Origin of the sequence: Mediterraneibacter massiliensis (assembly GCF_001487105.1) — a bacterium.
Classification (GTDB): domain Bacteria; phylum Bacillota; class Clostridia; order Lachnospirales; family Lachnospiraceae; genus Mediterraneibacter; species Mediterraneibacter massiliensis.
The window spans coordinates 133,698-147,856 of record NZ_LN912999.1 but is presented as its reverse complement, the minus strand read 5'-3'; the positions used below and the strand labels follow the sequence as shown (position 1 = coordinate 147,856).

The 14,159-nt window shown below is 44.4% G+C and carries 10 protein-coding genes; 1 reads left to right on the top strand and 9 read right to left on the bottom strand.

The window, feature by feature from the left end; genetic code table 11:
- Positions 1–79: 79 nt before the first annotated feature.
- The 5 genes from BN3282_RS00665 to BN3282_RS00645 are packed head-to-tail and all read right to left on the bottom strand — an operon-like array spanning position 80 to position 7,920.
- Positions 80–1,066, bottom strand: coding sequence for a substrate-binding domain-containing protein (locus BN3282_RS00665; RefSeq protein ID WP_059066227.1), 987 nt, complete (start codon positions 1,064–1,066; stop codon positions 80–82).
- Positions 1,053–2,870, bottom strand: a complete 1,818-nt coding sequence (locus BN3282_RS00660) for a cache domain-containing sensor histidine kinase (protein ID WP_082667411.1) — start codon at positions 2,868–2,870, stop codon at positions 1,053–1,055. The genes BN3282_RS00665 and BN3282_RS00660 overlap by 14 nt, the downstream gene beginning before the upstream one ends.
- Positions 2,867–4,621, bottom strand: coding sequence for a response regulator (locus BN3282_RS00655; RefSeq protein ID WP_059066226.1), 1,755 nt, complete (start codon positions 4,619–4,621; stop codon positions 2,867–2,869). The genes BN3282_RS00660 and BN3282_RS00655 overlap by 4 nt, the downstream gene beginning before the upstream one ends.
- 24 nt (positions 4,622–4,645) lie before the next feature.
- The gene (locus BN3282_RS00650; protein WP_059066225.1) at positions 4,646–6,112 is read right to left on the bottom strand and encodes a rhamnulokinase; all 1,467 of its coding nucleotides are present in this window, start codon (positions 6,110–6,112) and stop codon (positions 4,646–4,648) included.
- 11 nt (positions 6,113–6,123) lie between these two features.
- A complete protein-coding gene (locus BN3282_RS00645; protein ID WP_059066224.1) occupies positions 6,124–7,920 on the bottom strand; it encodes an L-fucose isomerase in 1,797 nt (598 codons plus the stop codon).
- Between the two features lie 175 nt (positions 7,921–8,095).
- Between BN3282_RS00645 and BN3282_RS00640 the strand changes: the two genes are divergently transcribed.
- A complete protein-coding gene (locus BN3282_RS00640) occupies positions 8,096–8,950 on the top strand; it encodes an AraC family transcriptional regulator (protein WP_059066223.1) in 855 nt (284 codons plus the stop codon).
- Between the two features lie 19 nt (positions 8,951–8,969).
- Here the strand turns inward: BN3282_RS00640 and BN3282_RS00635 are convergent, their stop codons facing one another.
- From BN3282_RS00635 to BN3282_RS00620, 4 genes are read right to left on the bottom strand one after another with little or no spacing between them, the layout of a single operon-like run.
- Positions 8,970–9,989 (bottom strand): alcohol dehydrogenase catalytic domain-containing protein, encoded by a 1,020-nt coding sequence (locus tag BN3282_RS00635; protein ID WP_059066222.1) that lies wholly within the window; start codon positions 9,987–9,989, stop codon positions 8,970–8,972.
- An 11-nt stretch (positions 9,990–10,000) separates the two neighbouring features.
- Positions 10,001–10,933 carry an ABC transporter permease gene (locus tag BN3282_RS00630; protein ID WP_059066221.1) on the bottom strand — a complete coding sequence of 311 codons (933 nt, stop codon included), beginning with the start codon at positions 10,931–10,933 and terminating at the stop codon, positions 10,001–10,003.
- Position 10,934: 1 nt separating this feature from the next.
- The gene (locus BN3282_RS00625; RefSeq protein ID WP_059066220.1) at positions 10,935–13,388 is read right to left on the bottom strand and encodes an ATP-binding cassette domain-containing protein; all 2,454 of its coding nucleotides are present in this window, start codon (positions 13,386–13,388) and stop codon (positions 10,935–10,937) included.
- 23 nt (positions 13,389–13,411) lie between these two features.
- Positions 13,412–14,116: a cyclase family protein gene (locus BN3282_RS00620; RefSeq protein WP_059066219.1), complete on the bottom strand. Its 705-nt coding sequence runs from the start codon at positions 14,114–14,116 to the stop codon at positions 13,412–13,414.
- Positions 14,117–14,159 lie beyond the last annotated feature (43 nt).

Sequence of the window (14,159 nt, the reverse complement as noted above, 5' to 3'; positions counted from 1 at the left end):
ATATTTTATAAAAAAAGGTAAATATCTTCTTTAAATGAAAAGATATTTACCTTTTTATAGTACAATATTCACTTTGCTTTTATTCTTTCCCTGTATTGACCGGGAACAGCAGTTTTTGGTTTTCCTTTGTATAGATGTTTTCCCTCGTGACTAATTTGCATCCGGAATCTATCTTTCTTTCTTCTAGTTTCCCGTATGCCGCCTCCATTCCCATCTTTACGCCCAGATACCCCATATCGAATGCACGCTGTATTACAAGCCCTTCTATGGCCCCGGATTCCAGCATCTGAATCTCTTCTTTAGAATTATCAAATCCTACGATCTTGATCTTCCCCTTCAGCCCCATATCTTTTACCAGCCTTGCCGCCCCCACCGTGGCATACTCATTTGTTCCTGCGATCACAGTAATATCCGGGTGGGCTTCCAGCATTTTCTTTGTTTCATCATAAGCAATACTATAATTAGATTGTCCGTAAACTGTCTGCACAACCTTTCTTTCATTTTCTTTCAGTACTGCCTGAATACCTCTTTCTCTGTCTTTTGCCGTAGAACTTCCTTCCACATGACTCACGATACCGATTTTTTCATCTGTACTGCTGATAGACGCGACAAATTCTCCCAGTTTACGTCCCGCCTCATAATTATCTGTAGACACCATGCAGTCTGCTACATCTTCTGCGAGACCAGAATCGATCAGAACCAGCTTGATCCCTGCCTCTTTGATCTTTTTTGCCGCCGGCAGTATGGCAGCCGTATCCGCAGGTGCCAATGCGATCACATCCGGTTCTTTCTCGATTGCTTCTTCGATCAGCACTTTCTGTCTCTCCACATCTTTTTCCTGCACAGGCGCCACCCATTCATAGTCGGCTTCCTGCTCGTCAGCTGCCATTTGTGCCCCTTCCACAAGAGAATTCCAAAAATCAATATCATCCTGTGTCTTGGATACAAAGATCACCTTCAGCGGTCTTTCCGGACGGGAACTTATATACAGTCCGCCTCCGATAAACAGAAGGAGAAGCAAAAGTTCCAGGATCTTCTTTGTCTGCCTGCGTTTACATATCCTCATTCACTCGTCCCTCCCCCGTCGGAATACGGACATAGACTGTTGTCCCACTTCCCTTTTCGCTCACATAATGCAGACCATACTCCGCTCCGTAATACAGCTGCAGACGATTCTGCACGTTGCGCACGCCGACTCCGCCGCTGCCCGGTGTATAAGTCTTCTTATCAAAGATGTGTTCCAGTTCCTCTTTTGTCATCCCGGCGCCGTTATCCCTAATCTCGATCACCACGTCTTCCTGCTCATAATATCCTCTTATCTCTATTTTCCCCGGCCCTTCTATATACTTGATCCCATGATAGATTGCATTTTCCACCAAAGGCTGTAAAGTCAGCTTCACGATCTTTTCATTTTCGATTTCTTCTTCCAGTTTGATATCAAAAGCCAGTTTATCCCGATACCGCATTTCCTGGATCGTAAGATAGGTCTCGATATAGCCTAATTCCTGTCTGATCAAAACGAGTTCCTCGGCATTTCCTATACTCTGCCGAAATAAACGGGAAAGCGCAGAGGTCATGCGCACCACTTCTTTGTTATGTTTTCCACTCTCTGCCATCCAGATGATCGAATCTAATGTATTATAAAGAAAATGCGGATTGATCTGCGCCTGCAGCGCCTGCATCTCTGCCTTTCTCTTTTTCTTCTGCTCTTTTACATTTTCTTCCATCAGGCTTTGTATTTCCTGTACCATGATATGAAAAGACTCTCCCAATCCACGTATCTCTGCCTGTCCGCCATTCTCTGCCATCAGCGCACTTTCAAAATGTCCTTTCTCCACTTCCTTCATGGCTGCTTCCAAAGACACGATAGGTCTGGTGATCGTACGCGACAAAAGCCGTGCAAAAAAGACGCCGACCGCAAGGAAAAATAGAGCAAGCAGGATATACAGACGGGTCAGTTCTTTTCCTTCCTTCATCAGTTCCGACATATCCGCGACTCCTACCACTGTCCAACCTGTATCTTCCGAAGTAGAAACCGTATACAACTTTCGCCCGTTTCCTGTATCTGATACAAAACTGCCATTAACACCTTTCTTTTCCAATACTTCTTCGATCAACTCTGTTTTAAGACCACTGTAGATCAACTGCTGCTGGGGATGATAAATGATTTCCCCGTTTTTGTCCAGGACATATATATACCCTTTCTTTCCCTGACTTACCGAGCTGCACAGGCTGTCTATGGTGGCATAATTCATATCGATCAAAAAGACGCCTTCCACCTCTTTTGTCTCCTGATTTTCGATCCCTCTGCTAAGTGTGATCACCCAATCGTACTGATTATAGATCATGTTCTGTACATGAGAGGAGGTAATATGTATCTCCTCACTTTCTTTTTTAACCGCTTTATACCACTCCTGCTCCGATACCGAAATATACGGATTCAAAGTAGAGGCGCCCCTGTTGATCACACTTTTTCCATTATCCGCGATCACCGCTACATTGCGGACATCCTTCCTGGTATTCATGATAGTCCGAAACTGATCGAGAATACGTCCATAGTTCTCCTCCTGCACTTCTTCCGGAAGATCTTCCTGGAACAAATATCTCTGGATATCTCTGCTGTTATATATCATAGAAGAAATATCCTTCATGTAATTGATATAGGAATCCAGATCGTCATTGACTTTCTCTATCAGCTGCTGTGTATATTCCTCTGAATTATTTACAACACTGCGCTCTGTAAAAACGATCACCAATATAAAGAACATGATAGAAGAAAACAAGATCAGCACCGTAAAGGTTCCCATGATCGCTGTATAGATTTTCAGACTCTGAAATTTTTCTTTTATCTGACGGATCTTATTTTTCATCTCTTATTCCTTTTTGCATATTCTTTCGGTGTCATACCTTCATTTTTTTTAAAAATACTGCCAAAATAATGGGCGTCACTGTACCCTACTTTTTCTGCGATCTCATAAGATTTCAACTGGGTCGTGCACAACAGTTCTTTTGCTTTTTCCATTCTTATCTTTGTCAATGCCTCTATGAATGTCTCCCCTGTCTGGGTTTTAAACAAAGCGCTGAAATAACTTGTACTGATCGCCAATGCTTTGCTGACAGAATTTAAAGAAAGTGAAGAGTCCTGATAATTTTGATCTATATACTCCAACGCCTTTTCTGCCATGCATTTTCCCAAGTCCTCCCGTTCTTTGGAAGCGGCTTCCATAATAGACAGGCAAAACCGCAAGAGCAATTCTTCCATCTGTTCTGCCCGCCCTTGGTTTACAATTTCTTCAAAAAGTGGTTTTTCCCACTGCAGCACTGTTTTCTCATCTATCCCTGTCTCATCTGCAAACAGGCTTAAACGTGTCATCAGATTCTGCACATACATGCCTGTGCGTGCTTTTTGGATATACAATCTGCGCATCTCATGAAAAAAACGTTCTACTTCCTTGTGTACGCCTGCTCTGTCATTTCGCTTCATCTGGCTGACCATCTGCCTTGCGAAAACGCTCGTATCAATGACTGCCTGTGTATCCCGATTGACAAATTCCTTTCCAAATACCAGTTCATTGCCCTCGAATAAAAACTCATATTCCGCCGCACGTTTAGCATTCTCGTAAGACTGCCTCAGATCTGCTCTGTCCCAGACACATACGCCTGCAATCATCATCACAGATTCATGAAAAAATTTTTCCACATGCGATCGGATAACATCCGCAATCCTCTGGATTTCTTCCTCTACCTGATACGCACTTTCCCCGCAGAATATCAAGGTCGTAATATTGCCAATATCCTGGAATACCTCACAGCAGGTTTCTTCCCTGACCAATTCTTCTACCACATTATAAAGAGCAAACAATAAAATATCCGACGGATCTTCCTGATGGATATACCGGATCTGTACGACAGAAAAACATTCCCCCTCCAGATAGATACCGTAAAACCGCATTCTGCCCTCAATGTCCTGATGTACACTTTTCTCCCGGATCAACTGACTTAAAAACCGCTCTTTAAAATATTCTTTATTCTGCTCAAATGCTTCCCTGATCTTTTTCTGTTTTTCTCTCTCTTCATGTTCTTTCTCAAGTTCCGCATGTAGTTTTAGGAGCACGTCTGTCAGCTCTCTCGCTGTCACGGGCTTTAGTATATAAGCTCCTACCTGATATTGAATCGCCTTTTTCGCATACTCAAAATTATCATACCCGCTGATGATCGCGACCTTACACTGCGGACAATTCTCCTGTACGTATTTCGCCACATCCAGCCCGTCCGCATACGGCATACAGATATCTGTCAGTACAAGATCCGGCTGCTTTTCCTGGATCGCCTCTATTGCCTCACGTCCATTTTCACAGACTGCACACAAGGAAAAACCCGCGCCTTCCCAGTCCATATTTTCACTGATTGCCTCACGGATCAGCACTTCATCATCTGCCAGTAAAACTCTATACAATTTTTTCCCTCTTTTCTTTGTCTGTTTTTCAGCCGGAACTGTCCTTGCGTCCGCACAGCAAAAGTCCGCTTTTGTTCCTGCATATCTGCTTCTTTTCTTATTATGCCATATACTTGCGCAAATGAAAAGAAAACTTCTGCGCAGGCTGAAATTCTTTCTCTGCACAGAAGTTCTCTATGTTCTTCTTATTTATACCAGTATCTTTTTAAATCTCTCATAGGCTTCATCCCAGTCTTTACTTTGCTGTGGTTCATATCTCTTAATATCCTGGGACTGACGGATGATCTTTCTTGCCTCCTGCAAAGAAGCGATTTCACCGGAAGCCATAAATTGCAGAGCCACATTTCCAAGGACTGTCGCTTCCACAGGACCTGCACTGACTGCACAGCCACACGCATTTGCCGTACACTGACACAGCAGGGCGCTCTGGGTACCTCCGCCTACCATATATACGGTTCGGTAATCCTTGCCCGTACATTTTTTGATTTCTTCCATAGCATGGCGGTATTTCATTGCCAGGCTCTCATTGATACAGCGTACAATCTCACCCTTTGTTTTCGGCACATACTGCCCTGTTCTCTCACAGAACTTCTGAATCCGTTTCGGCACATTGCCTGCCGGTGTAAATTCCGGTGCGTCAGGGTCGATAAAACACTGTAAGGAAGGAGCTGCCTGCGCCATTTTCTCCAATTCTCCAAAGCCGAATTCTTGACCTTCTCTTATCCACTGTCTGCGGCTCTCCTGCACACACCAAAGTCCGATGATATTTTTTAAGAAAGAAATCTTTTCTTCACACCCACCCTCGTTTGTCACATTGTAATGGGCTGACTTCTCATTGATGATCGGCTCGGCCAGTTCTGTTCCCAAAAGAGACCATGTTCCGCAGCTTAAGAAAATAAAGTCTTCTTCCTGCGCCGGCACGGCAACAAGAGCACATTGCGTATCATGTCCCGCAACAGCGACCACATCCATTTTGTCCAGAGAAAGTTCTTCACAGATTTCTTCTGTCAATTCCCCTATCTTCGTACCTGTAGGAACGATCTGTGGGAAAATATGAGCCGGAAGTTCCAGGGCTTTGATCACTTCTTCTGACCAGTTTCTTGCTTTTGCATCCAATAATTGCGTAGTGGACGCGATGGAATACTCTGCTTTTTTCTCTCCTGTCAGGAAATAGTTAAACAAATCCGGCATCAGGAGCATTTTATCTGCTCTTTTTAACAATTCTTGTCTGTTCTTTGCAAGAGAAAGCAGCTGGAACGCCGTATTGATCTCCATAAACTGATTGCCTGTGATCTGATAAAAGGTATCCTTATCTATCTTGGCAAAACTTTCCGCCAACATACCGTTGGTTCTATTATCCCGGTAATGTACTGGATTTTCCAACAGCCTTCCTTCTTCATCGAGCAAACCGAAATCCACACCCCAGGTGTCGATTCCGATACTCTCGATCTTTCCGCATTTTTTTGCCTTGATCAATCCCTGCTTGATCTCAAAGAAAAGCCGAAGTACATCCCAGTACATGGTTCCATTTACGATCACCGGATCGTTTGAAAAGCGGTGCAGTTCCTCGATCTCGATCTTTTCTCCGTCAAAAGTTCCGCACATTGCTCTTCCGCCGGAAGCTCCAAAATCAAACGCTAAAACTTTCTTTTCCATATCTTATCCTCTTATTTATACAGCGGCCCGTATGCAGCGCATGCTCTGTAATCCTGGCCTTCTTTATCCATACCAAACGCATTCCATGCAGACGGACGGAAGATTTTCTCTTCTGGTACATTGTGCATTGCCACCGGTATTCTAAGCATAGAGCACATGGTGATCAAATCTGCTCCGATATGTCCATAGGAGATCGCTCCATGATTTGCTCCCCAGTTGTTCATCACGTCGTATGCCGTCTTAAAAGCGCCTTCTTTGCCATTGCATCTTGGCGCGAACCATGTACAAGGCCATGTATAATCTGTACGTTTCCACAGTTTATCAGAAACTTCCTCTGGAAGATGTACTGTCCATCCCTCTGCGATCTGCAGCATTGGTCCAAGGCCTTTGACAAGGTTCAGACGGATCATCGTCACCGGCATTTCCGCACGGGTCGCAAAACGGCTGGAGTATCCGCCTCCACGGAAGTATCCGTTATCAGCTGCATTCCATGTGGTTGCATCCATGATCGCTTTCTGGTCAGCTTCTGTCACATTCCACCATTCTTTCATAACACCATTGCCATTCTCATCTTTTGCCTCTCCACAAGCATCCAGACAAGCAGCGCCGGAGTTGATCAAGTGGATAAATCCGCCCGCTTCCTTCGCAACGCCTTCTAATTCGTAATCTGCCGCTTCTTTTACTGCTTCCGGGCTCCAGTATGTACGTACATCCGCAAAGATCTGTGCACGGTTCGTCAAAAGCTTCATAAACAGCATACCAAGACCATTGAGCACATCATTTTCTGTAGCAAGAACGTATGGTTCTCTCGCTCCATTCCAGTCAAAAGAAGTATTGAGCATTGCCTCTGCAAAGTCTCCGTTCGGATAGAAATCTGTCCACTGTCTCTGTCCCTGGAAACCTGCTGCGATGGCATTGTGTCCGATTGCTTCCTCTGAGAATTTTTCCGGCAGATTTTTATTTCCGTTCATCAGGTCTTTGATGATCACTGCCATCTTTACTACGAATTCAAACTGTTCTTCTTTTTTCTCCGGTGAAGCTTGTAATTCTTCTGGATTTTTATCGAATCCGATCTTGCATGTCGCTTTTGCCCATTTCAATGCCTTTGCAAATTCTTCTTCGTCATAAATACCTTCTGTCATACGGCGGATAATCTCTACCTCATCTACTGACTCTACCCGCATGCCAAGATAAGACTCGATAAAGTCTGAATCAATGATGGAGCCGCCGATTCCCATACAGATAGAACCGATCTGCAGATAAGATTTGCCGCGCATAGAAGCTGCTGCAACTGCAGCACGGCCAAACCGCAATAATTTTTCCTGTACGTCTTCCGGGATCTCTGTCGCATCTGCGTTTTGTACATCATGTCCGTAGATACCAAATGCCGGCAGGCCTTTCTGTGCATGTGTTGCCAGGACAGAAGCCAGATATACTGCGCCCGGTCTTTCTGTACCGTTAAATCCCCATACCGCCTTGATCGTCTGCGGATCCATATCCATCGTCTCTGAACCATAGCACCAGCAAGGTGTCACTGTCACTGTGATGTCTACACCTTCTTTTTTGAATTTATCCGCACATGCAGCACTCTCGCCTACACGTCCGATCGTAGAATCTGCGATCACCACTTTTACCGGTTCTCCGTTAGAATATCTTAAATTTTCTCTGAAAAGTTTTGCTGCTGACTGCGCCATGTTCATTGTCTGTTCTTCCAAAGAACCTCTTACATCCAATGCGCCGCGCCGTCCGTCTATTGTAGGTCTGATACCGATCACTGGGTAACTTCCGATCAATCTGCTCTCTGCCATTTTTACTTCCTCCTTCTTTCTCGCCTTTCGCCTTTTTCATCTGCGAAAGAAATCAAATTGTTTTATTTTCCTTTATTATAAGCCTGACATTTCACTAATTCTTGTGGTATAATAGAAAAAAATATAATAATATTCACTTTTAAATCTTCTGCTTTTAAATGAAAGGAGGATACAGATGAAGTATATTAAGTACCGTGAAGAAAAAAAACACGGAACTTTTGATTTTCCGATCGAGTTTTATCATGTCACCGCAAGTCATCCCCGCTACGAGATGTCTTATCACTGGCATATCGAATATGAGATCATCCGCATTATCAAGGGGCAATTAACGATGACCTTTGGGGATTCTGAATTTACAGCCGGAAGCGGCGATATCATCTTCGTACCAAGCGGCGCACTCCACGGCGGTATTCCCGATCATTGTGTCTATGAATGTATCGTCTTTAACCTCAGCACTCTTTTATCGTCCAATCATGCAGGCGAAAAATTTTTCAAAAAGATCGAGAACAACGCGATCCAGATCTATCATCATATTACCGACTGTGATGAGGAGCTGCATGAGATCATAAAATTCCTATTTGAAGCTATGCGTGGGAAATCGGACGGGTATGAGCTGACGGTCATTGGTTCCTTGTATCAATTTTTTGGTTATATCTTCAGTCATCACCTGTACATCCCCGCAGATAGAGTATCTCAGAAGAATGACCGGCGTGTCGAACAATTAAAAAAGGTGTTGGAGATCATTGAAACCTCTTATGACCAGTGTCTGACCTTGGATATATTGGCAAAAGAAGCCGGTATGAACGCGAAGTACTTCTGTCGTTTCTTCCATGAGATGACACACCGCACCCCCATCGACTATCTAAACTATTATCGGATCGAACAAGCCTGTTTTAAACTGGTCACTTCCAATGATTCCATCACGGAAGTTGCCTTAAGCTGTGGCTTTAATGACATCAGCTATTTCATCAAGACCTTCAAAAAATACAAAGGCATCACGCCAAAAAAATACCTGAGCGCTTCTTTCTAAGCGCCCAGGTATTTTATGGTTATGCAAATGTCAATACGATCTTACGGATCGACGGATCTTTTGTATCTATGAAATCAAAGGCTTCCTGTGCTTTTTCAAAGGGGTATGTATGCGAGATCGTCCCGCTCAAATCCAGCTTCCCTTCCTTGATCAGGTCGATCGCCGTCTGGAACTTCTTGTTCTGCAGTCTGGAACCTCTCACATCCAGCTCTTTTGATGTGATGGCAAACTGGTTCACCTCTGTAGGTGCAATAGAAAATCCCATTGTCATCACACGTCCTGCATTCCCCGTCGCCTGCAAAAGCGTCAGCAGGGAATCCTTTGTGCAGGCTGCGTCTATGGAAACTGTAGGGCCATAGCCATCTGTCAGTTCTTTCGCTTTCTCCACCACATCTTCTTTCCCTATATGGATCGCATAGTCTGCGCCGTTTTTTAGCGCCTCTTGCAGCTTTTCTTCTACAATATCTGCCACAATGATCTTCGCCTTGCTCAGTTTCGCGATCTTTAGGATCGAGCTTCCAAGAGCTCCGCAGCCTAAGAGAAGCAGTGTATCCTCCTCACACAGTTCTGCTCTGGAACAGCTCTGTATAGCGATCGTCGTAGGTTCGATCATGACCGCTTCTGTATCTGACAATCCCTCCGGCAGCACATAGCAATCCTGCTCCGGCACTGCCATGTATTCCCTGTATCCTCCGTCAATGTGCACGCCGCGTACTTTTAAGTTTCCGCATACGTTTCCTCTTCCCTTACGGCACGCATAGCAGTGTCCGCAGTTTACGACCTGGTCTATGATCACTCTGTCCCCCGGTTTTAAATGTGTGGCATTTGTACCCACTTCTTCTACCACACCTACCATCTCGTGCCCGATCACACGAGGATAGGTAGCGGCCGCATTCGTTCCATGATAGATTCCAACGTCAGAACCACATATACCTGCCGCCTTCATTTTCACCAGGATATTGTTCTTTTCTGTGATCACCGGCTTCTCCATTTCAATCACTTTTAGTTCGCCCGGTTTTATGATCTGAATTCCTTTCATGTATCTTCCTCCTAACTTTTCTTTGCGTCATTGGAAACAGAAGCAACCAATATCAATACAAGTACCGCTCCCTGGATCAGTCTCTGCATGCCGACCGACAGACTCGCGGCATTTAAAAATGTCGTGAGCAGATACATCATCAAAGCGCCCAGACATACACCTGCTACGTTCGATTTTCCTCCGGAAGCAGCGGTACCTCCTACAAATGCCGCTGCAATGGATGGCAGGAAATACGTCGTTCCCATATCCTGGAAAGCGCCTCCATTAAACGCGCCGCACAGTGTACCGGAAAGGCCGCACAGCGCGCCGCCCAATACAAAGGCTGTGATAACGACCCTGTTTACATTGATCCCTGCATATTTTGCAGCAATTCTTTTCTGTCCTACTGCATGAAGTTGTTTTCCATATTTTGTCTTATATAGGAGCAATGCCAGAAGTACTGCCACTGCGAGACAGATTACCGTCAGCATAGAAAAACCACCTGCATGCAGATTGATAAAATCTACAAATCCTTTATCCGGCAGCGTCTTCATGCCCGGCGCTAATACAAGTACAATGGTAAAAATAATGTATCCTGTGGCAAGTGTCGTCACCATTGCCGGAACCTTCAGATAGATATTGATCAATCCATTTACCAGTCCACACAGTGCTCCTACAGCAACTGCCGCCACGATCCCGACAAGAACATTGTACTGCATCAGATCGCAAGATATGTATGCTGCCAATGTCAGTATATACTGCTGTGACAGATCGATCGCGCCTTCACCGCTTGTTACGACAATCATCTGTCCCAATGCCAAAAGAAGGGCAAATGAGCAAAGTTTTGCACTGGAAAATATCTGTCCGACACTGAATTTTCCAGATACGACTGAAATTGCGATCCATAAAAGGACGGAGCCGAGAAGCGGCCATATAAATGCATACTTCGTCATTATTTTTTTCATTTTATTTTCCCTCCTTTTTATGGGTGATCAGTTTAATCGCCAATACAACGATCAGGATCAGGCCTGTCACTGCTGTCTGGTAATTCGAGTCTACCCTAAATGATGTCAAAATCGTTGTGATAAATGACATAGCGATCCCGCCGCACACAACACCGATCGGAGCTACAATACCGCCTGCCATCTCACAGCCGCCGAGAATAACCGTCGCAATAGACATCATACAGTATGTTGCCGATGAATTTGCGTCCGCGCCCATGCAGACTGCTGTGTATGCCATACCTGCTAAAACGACCATAAAACCGGCCAGTGCATAGTTTGTCATTTTTGCCTGCAGATAGGACCATCCGGAACGTTCCACTGCCAATGGATTATTTCCGATTCCTCTTAAAATCATGCCGTATTTGGAACGGAACAATACGTACCAGCAGAATACGCCTGCAAGTACACAAAGTACGATCGGCATTGGAATGACAGGAAATTCAAATTTATAAATTGCAAGTAACCATTCTGGGCAAGTCCCGCCAGGAGACGGTGCGATGACAAGCGCAATGCCCCACCATACAAACTGCGCGCCTAAAGTAACCACGATTGCAGGAATATTGCGCACATGGATCAGTGCACCCATCAAAGCATATGACGCAATAAAAATAAGCAGACTGATAACTCCAAACAACGGGTTTCCTGTCAATATGATACCGACCAGTACATTGACCAGCGCGATCGAGTATCCATTTCCCATATCCACATCGCCTGCTGTGACGATGAACATCTGTCCCAGAGCAGCAAACACAAGCGGTACTGCCGAGGAAACCAACATACGCATTCCCATGTAAGAAAGAATCCTTGGATTCATAGAAGCATTCAAAAGAATCATAATGATCATAGCAGCTACCGGAAGCAATACCCGAGAAGTCAGAATCCTGTGTACCATACCTTCTTTCTTTTCTTCTGTCACTTTCTTATGTTTTACATCTTTAAAAGAAGCTTTTACGATATTGGCAACGGTGATCTCTTCTTTCTTTAATTCTTCTGTAATCTCTCCCTCATGCATAATGTACGCACGGTCACAGATCTCGATCTCCGCATCTTCCGTAGAATAGAGGATCACTGCCTTACCTGCTTTTTTCGCCTCTTCAAGAAGACCATATATCTCCTGCTTTGTCTCAATATCGACGCCCGCCGTCGGGTCATTTAAAATGATCAGCTCAGCGCCAGAAGCAATTCCTCTGGCGATCAACGCCTTTTGCTGATTTCCTCCGCTTAAAGACATAATCGGACTGTGGATTCCTTCTGCCTTAAATTTCAGCTTGTCATACCAAGTCTGCGCCAGGCCTTCTGACTTCTTCTTATCCAGAAATACGCCTGTTTTTACCTGATCCAAATTCCCGATGATCGTATTGTCAAAAATATCCCACAGATGGAAAACGCCTTCTTTCGCTCTGTCTCCACTTACATAAGAAACAGAGGTATTCAAAACGACGCCTTTTTTCTCTTTTCCTTTATATTTTTTAGAATCATACAAAAGATTTAAAAGAGCTGTCTGTCCAGAGCCTACCAATCCGGAGATCCCCACGATCTCGCCTCTGTTCACGTGCATATTGATATTATACAGGCCTTTCCCTGTATAATCCTTTATCTGTGCCGCTACTTGCGATGTCTGGTCACTTTCTTCTGACAGAACTTTTTCCGCCGCCTTTTTCGTTCCTGCGCCGCCTAACATTTCTACAAGCTGTTCTGTTGTGATCTCATCCGGGTCGCATTCGCCGGAATTCATCCCATTTCTCATCATCACGATCCGGTCAGACACTTTCCGTATTTCATCCAGCTTATGTGAAATATAGATAACTGCAGTTCCTTTTTCGCTCAATTCTTCCACTACTTTATGAAGCTGCTCTGCTTTATCTGTTGATAAGGCAGATGTAGGCTCATCGAGAACGAGTACTTTTAAGTTGTCTGTCATCAGTGTCTTACAAATCTCTACAATCTGTCTCTCCGCAAGTGTGAGGCGTTCCACAGATTTCATCACATCGATGTGATTGCCTGGGAAATATTTTTCCAGCAGATCTTTTGCCTCTTTTTTGGCTTTTTTCCTCCAGCCCGGTTTTGTCACAAGGCCATGATCTACATTCAGCATGGCAAAATTTTCATAAACACTCAAGTTTGTACATAACGACAGATCCTGATATGCGCAGGAAATTCCAATCTCCTTCGCTTCTTTTGTCGTATATTTTGTCATTTCTTTTTCTTCTACTATGATTTTTCCCGCAGTCGGCGGAAGTACTCCCGTCAGTACTTTCATCATCGTAGATTTTCCCGCCCCATTAGGTCCGACCAATCCGATTACTTCTCCTGCGAATATCTGAAGATCAATCTTCTGCAATGCCTTTGTAATGCCGAAAAATTTATCGATCCCCGATAACTCTATGTAAGGAGTCTGTGTTTCTGTTCTTTTCACTCTTTTAAGCTCCTTTCTGATTTCTATGTCAATGCGATCACTCTTATCGGAGAGGCTGATCCGTCTTTGATCTTATTCGCCAGTCCTATCACATACGAAAATACCGGAAGTTTCCGCAAATTTGTCAGATTCTCTATAATCGGCACTCCGCTGCCGAGCAGAATATAATGACAGGGATATGTTTCACTGCCAAAAGGATCTAAGGCAAGAGCATCTGTACCTACAGAGGCTACTTTTTTATCCAGTAAATACTGTGCTGCATCCCCTCCCAGACCTGGCCAATCTTTTAAAAATTCTTCTGCATCTTTTCCTGTACCGTATTTTTCTTCCCAGCCGAAATGCAGAAGGATAACGTCTCCCTGTTTGATTTCTCCGTTTTCTTCTTCAAACTTCTTAAGCATATCCAATGTATATACCCCGCAAGGCTCCAGAAAAGAGGCGTCTATCTTCACACCTCTGCCAATGACAGTTCTGACATCTACTTCTTCGATAGATGCTCCGCCTTTTATAAAATGTTTAGGCGCATCCAGGTGAGTTCCCGTATGTTCTCCGAAATTTATTTGTCTATGCAGAGAAACAGCTCCTTCATCATATGTCTCATAAATAATCGCTCCAAATCTTGCATGAGTAGGCCAGACCGGCATCCCCGGCTCCATCGTATAGCTTAAGTCGATCACATCGGCGCTGTCCATCACCTGCTGCATCAAAGGTATAATCTGTTCGTTCATGTGTATCTCCCTCTTTTCTGAATATAAGAACAGCCAGACCTTG

Coding starts and splice junctions, on each gene's coding strand:
- BN3282_RS00665 (WP_059066227.1), bottom strand. CDS start 1,066: ATGAGGATATGTAAACGCAGGCAGACAAAGAAGATCCTGGAACTTTTG.
- BN3282_RS00660 (WP_082667411.1), bottom strand. CDS start 2,870: ATGAAAAATAAGATCCGTCAGATAAAAGAAAAATTTCAGAGTCTGAAA.
- BN3282_RS00650 (WP_059066225.1), bottom strand. CDS start 6,112: ATGGAAAAGAAAGTTTTAGCGTTTGATTTTGGAGCTTCCGGCGGAAGA.
- BN3282_RS00645 (WP_059066224.1), bottom strand. CDS start 7,920: ATGGCAGAGAGCAGATTGATCGGAAGTTACCCAGTGATCGGTATCAGA.
- BN3282_RS00640 (WP_059066223.1), top strand. CDS start 8,096: ATGAAGTATATTAAGTACCGTGAAGAAAAAAAACACGGAACTTTTGAT.
- BN3282_RS00635 (WP_059066222.1), bottom strand. CDS start 9,989: ATGAAAGGAATTCAGATCATAAAACCGGGCGAACTAAAAGTGATTGAA.
- BN3282_RS00630 (WP_059066221.1), bottom strand. CDS start 10,933: ATGAAAAAAATAATGACGAAGTATGCATTTATATGGCCGCTTCTCGGC.
- BN3282_RS00620 (WP_059066219.1), bottom strand. CDS start 14,116: ATGAACGAACAGATTATACCTTTGATGCAGCAGGTGATGGACAGCGCC.